The 4,408-nt window shown below is 43.2% G+C and carries 5 protein-coding genes and 1 pseudogene; all 6 read left to right on the top strand.

The window, feature by feature from the left end; all coding sequences use genetic code 11:
• Nucleotides 1–193 precede the first annotated feature (193 nt).
• Nucleotides 194–685 carry a PcfB family protein gene (locus tag OCV61_RS03630; RefSeq protein WP_055057305.1) on the top strand — a complete coding sequence of 164 codons (492 nt, stop codon included), beginning with the start codon at nucleotides 194–196 and terminating at the stop codon, nucleotides 683–685.
• Entirely contained in the window at nucleotides 682–2,568 is a 1,887-nt protein-coding gene (locus OCV61_RS03625) for a VirD4-like conjugal transfer protein, CD1115 family (protein ID WP_055057306.1), read from the top strand. The genes OCV61_RS03630 and OCV61_RS03625 overlap by 4 nt, the downstream gene beginning before the upstream one ends.
• A gap of 123 nt (nucleotides 2,569–2,691) precedes the next feature.
• Nucleotides 2,692–2,907: a Maff2 family mobile element protein gene (locus OCV61_RS03620; RefSeq protein WP_017144663.1), complete on the top strand. Its 216-nt coding sequence runs from the start codon at nucleotides 2,692–2,694 to the stop codon at nucleotides 2,905–2,907.
• A gap of 12 nt (nucleotides 2,908–2,919) precedes the next feature.
• Nucleotides 2,920–3,789: a VirB6/TrbL-like conjugal transfer protein, CD1112 family gene (locus OCV61_RS03615; RefSeq protein ID WP_055057307.1), complete on the top strand. Its 870-nt coding sequence runs from the start codon at nucleotides 2,920–2,922 to the stop codon at nucleotides 3,787–3,789.
• A 23-nt stretch (nucleotides 3,790–3,812) separates the two neighbouring features.
• Nucleotides 3,813–4,277 (top strand): PrgI family protein, encoded by a 465-nt coding sequence (locus OCV61_RS03610; RefSeq protein WP_055057308.1) that lies wholly within the window; start codon nucleotides 3,813–3,815, stop codon nucleotides 4,275–4,277.
• Nucleotides 4,159–4,408: pseudogene (locus tag OCV61_RS03605) on the top strand (hypothetical protein); the annotation flags it as partial. The gene OCV61_RS03610 and the pseudogene OCV61_RS03605, both read left to right, overlap by 119 nt.

Below are 4,408 nucleotides of genomic sequence, written 5' to 3'. Positions count from 1 at the left end.
TACAGTAGAATACTTGAAATGTGTGTTCCCATCTATTGTGGTGGAGAAGATAAGAGAAAAGAAGAAGGGACAGAAAAACTCGTACAGGTGCAGAACCTGATTACCGGTTAATCTGTCTTTTTTCATTAAAGGGGGTGATTGCCATGATTACAGATCTGGACAGCAGTTGAATCGCTGAAAGGAGGGAAAAGGCATGCAGGAAGAGGTAACTCAGAAAACGGTCACGTTCTGTATTCGGGCTACTAAGATTACGGCAGACCTGTTGAAAAAGGTTCTTGTTGCGTATCTGCGTCATCAGAAGCAGAAATCAGTAGAGAAGAAAGCACAGAAAAATCAGCCGAAACAGGGAAAGGTCACGGTAAAAGAGCTGGCAAAACAGAATGCCGGGATGGTCAATATCGAGATCACAAATAAGAATATCAAGTCCTTTGAACGGTATGCCAGAAAATACGGGATCAATTATGCTCTGAAAAAAGACAAGAGCAAAGAGCCTCCGGTTTATCTGGTATTCTTCAAGGGACGTGATCAGGATGCACTCAATGCTGCTTTCCGTGAGTTTTCCCAGAAACAGATTCAAAAAGCGAATAAACCTTCCATTCATAAGCGTCTTGCAGCTTACCGGGCAATGATGCCAAAGAAGACGAAGGACAAAGTAAAGAACCGGCATCAGGAGCAGAGTCGATGAAAAAGAAAAGCTGCAAAACTCTGATGCAGAAGTGGAAGAATAAAATCGGGGGTAAGCTGTCCGCCCTGGATAAAAAGGAACTGGTTCTTACAAATATTCCTTATGCTCTGGCTGCTTTCTATGCAGACCGGGCATTTTTTCTTTACCGGAACAGTCCGGGAGAAGATATGGGGAACAAACTATTATATGCGATGGAACATGCAGATCGGATCTTTACAGGGATTCTGTTGAGCTTTGACCTGAGAGATCTATTGGTTGGAGTTACTGTCGCAGTTATTTTGAAATTATTGGTTTGGCAGAAACAGTCAGATGCAAAGAAACTTCGGAAGGGAATCGAGTATGGTTCAGCCAGATGGGGAACTGCAGAGGATATCAAGCCTTATATGTCAGATGATCCCTGGATGAATATTCCGTTGACAGCAACAGAAGCATTGGCTATGGAGAGCAGACCAAAGCAGCCGAAGTATGCGAGAAATAAAAATATCGTGGTCATCGGTGGTAGTGGTTCCGGTAAGACACGATTTTTCGTTAAACCGTCGGTCATGCAGATGAATTGTTCCATGGTCATTACAGATCCAAAGGGCACTCTCATTGAGGAGTGCGGGAAGATGTTAGCAAAGGGACCGCCTAAGAAAGATAAGAATGGAAATATTATGAAAGATAAGTCTGGAAAAGTAGTTCATGAGCCCTATGTGATTAAGGTTCTGAATACCATCAATTTTTCCAAATCGCTTCATTACAATCCATTTGCCTATATACGGTCTGAAAAAGATATCTTGAAGCTGGTGACAACAATCATTGTGAATACCAAAGGCGAAGGGGAAAAAGCTTCCGAAGATTTTTGGGTGAAAGCAGAGAAATTGCTGTACACAGCACTGATTGCTTTTATCTGGTATGAAGGGGATGAAGAGGAAAAGAACCTGAATACCCTTCTGGATCTTTTGAACGAAAGCGAAACCCGTGAAGAGGATGAAACTTACCAGAATCCTGTGGATATGATGTTCCAGGAGCTGGAAGAAAGAGATCCGCAGCACTTTGCGGTCAGACAGTATAAAAAATATAAAATGGCGGCTGGAAAGACAGCGAAAAGTATTTTGATATCCTGTGGAGCCAGACTTGCCCCATTTGATATCGCAGAACTTCGTGAGATCATGTCTTACGATGAAATGGAACTGGATAAGATCGGAGACAGGAAAACAGCCTTGTTTCTGATCATGTCTGATACAGATACAACCTTTAACTTTGTGATTGCCATGTTACAGTCACAGCTTTTCAATCTGCTTTGCGATAAGGCAGATGATAAATATGGTGGAAGACTTCCGGTGCATGTGCGTGTCATCGCCGATGAGTTTGCCAACATCGGGCAGATTCCTCAGTTTGACAAGCTGATCGCAACTATCCGAAGCAGGGAAATCTCTGCTTCTATTATTTTGCAGTCCCAGAGTCAGCTAAAGGCAATGTATAAGGATAGTGCAGATACCATTTTGGGCAACTGTGATACTACACTTTTTCTTGGTGGCAAAGAGAAAACCACCTTAAAGGAAATGAGTGAGCTTCTGGGGAAGGAAACCATTGACCTGTATAACACTTCGGAGACGAGGAGTAATCAGAAGTCCTTTGGATTGAACTACCAGAAAACAGGCAAACAGCTGATGACGGAAGATGAGATTGCAGTCATGGATGGAGGAAAATGTATCCTGCAGATCCGTGGTGCCAGACCATTTTTTTCGGATAAATATGATATCACGAAACACAAAAACTATCGGCTTCTTGCAGATGAAAACGAGAAGAACCGGTACAAAGTAGAGAAAGAGTTAAATCCACAGTACACACCGAAACCCGAAGAAGAGGTGGAAGTGATTCATGTAGAACTGTCGGAGTAACCTTGGGAATGAACGAAAAATAATGAGGAAAGGAATAACTGACATTAGGTGCGCCGGCTTTTTAGTCGGTGTTTTTTCATTCCCGTAAACACCTGAAAGAAGTCAGTTTTGGTTTATGAATATATGGCATTTTTTAGCAGCGCAATTACAACTTTAAAAACTCTTGTAGTCGCTATCGGCGCAGGTCTTGGTGTGTGGGGTGTCGTAAACCTTCTGGAAGGATATGGAAATGACAATCCCGGCGCTAAGAGCCAGGGCATCAAACAGCTGATGGCTGGTGCCGGAATCATGCTGCTGGGAACTACCCTGATTCCACAGCTGGCAACATTGTTCTCTTAAGAGGAGTGGTAGATGAACACCATCATTGAGAGAATTACGGAAGCGATAAAGGATATCCTGATCGGGCTTATCAAGTCATGTTTGGATAACATGTTCACGTCTGTCAATGAGCAGGTGGGAACCATAGCCGGGCAGGTGGGACAGACACCGCAGGGATGGAATGCAGGGATTTTTAATCTGATCCAGAATATATCCCAAACGGTGATCGTCCCCATTGCGGGACTGATCATCACCTTTGTCCTGTGCTATGAATTGATCACGATGGTAACACAGAAAAACAATTTCCATGAATTTGAGACTTACAATATTTTTCTCTGGATCTTCAAAGCGTATGTAGCCATTTATCTGGTGACAAATACGTTCAATATCACGATGGCGGTCTTTGACGTTGGCCAGCATGTGGTCAACAATGCCGCCGGGGTGATATCAGGAAACACTGCGGTGGATGCAACAGAAGCAATTACACGAATTGTGGATGCCCTGGAGGATATGGAGTTAGGGGATTTGTTCCTGCTATCCATGGAAACGCTGCTGATCAGTATTACCATGCGGATTCTGTCGATCATCATAACCGTTATTTTGTACGGAAGAATGATAGAAATTTACCTTTATACTTCCATAGCACCAATTCCGTTTGCCACCATGACCAATAAGGAATGGGGCAATATCGGAAACAACTATTTAAAAGGCTTGTTCGCACTGGCATTTCAGGGATTCTTCATGATGGTCTGTGTGGGAATTTATGCAGTTTTAGTAAATGCAATGACCATATCCAGTGACCTTCATGCAGCAATGTTTTCAGTAGCGGCTTATACCGTGATTCTTGCATTTTCATTATTCAAGACCGGAAGCCTTAGCAAATCGATATTCAATGCCCACTAACGGGCAGGAAAGGAGCGCATACCATGGCGTATGTACCAGTACCAAAAGACCTTACCAAGGTCAAAACAAAAGTAGCGTTAAATCTGACAAAGCGGCAGTTGATTTTCTTTTCACTTGCCGCAGTTGTGGGAATTCCGTTTTATCTGTTCATGAGAAAACCAATCGGTTCCAGTATCGCTGCCATTTTGATGGTAACGGTCATGCTTCCGTTTTTCTTCATGGCAATGTATGAAAAAGACGGGCTTCCCTTTGAAAAAGTGGTGGCAAATATGATTCGACAGAAGTTTATCTGTCCGGCAGTAAGACCATATAAGACAGAAAATTTTTATCAGGAGATTTCCACCCTTGTAAAAAAGGAGGGTGTGCCGGATGGCAAAAAAGACAAAGCAGGAGGCTCAGCAGGAGCGTCTGTCCCTGGCGGAAAAAAGAAACCGTCAGGAAAGAAGAAACAAAAAAAGCAGAAAAGAAAGAGAACAGGAAAAGCGTAAAAAGAAACAGGAACGGGACCGTAGGAAACAGAAAGGCATTCCTACAACTGCACAGCAGAGTATTCCGTATATTCGGATGCTGCAGGATGGTATCTGCCAGGTGACAAAGACCTTTTTCTCCAAGACGATTC

The sequence above is a fragment of the Blautia ammoniilytica genome (assembly GCF_025566965.1).
GTDB classification, from domain to species: Bacteria; Bacillota; Clostridia; order Lachnospirales; family Lachnospiraceae; genus Blautia_A; species Blautia_A ammoniilytica.
Note: the sequence above shows the minus strand (reverse complement) of the source record. Positions and strands in the feature narration are given on the sequence as shown.

What these genes read in the sequence shown, in the direction of transcription:
- OCV61_RS03630 (WP_055057305.1), top strand. Translation starts at nt 194, where the DNA reads ATGCAGGAAGAGGTAACTCAGAAAACGGTCACGTTCTGTATTCGGGCT.
- OCV61_RS03625 (WP_055057306.1), top strand. Translation starts at nt 682, where the DNA reads ATGAAAAAGAAAAGCTGCAAAACTCTGATGCAGAAGTGGAAGAATAAA.
- OCV61_RS03620 (WP_017144663.1), top strand. Translation starts at nt 2,692, where the DNA reads ATGGCATTTTTTAGCAGCGCAATTACAACTTTAAAAACTCTTGTAGTC.
- OCV61_RS03615 (WP_055057307.1), top strand. Translation starts at nt 2,920, where the DNA reads ATGAACACCATCATTGAGAGAATTACGGAAGCGATAAAGGATATCCTG.
- OCV61_RS03610 (WP_055057308.1), top strand. Translation starts at nt 3,813, where the DNA reads ATGGCGTATGTACCAGTACCAAAAGACCTTACCAAGGTCAAAACAAAA.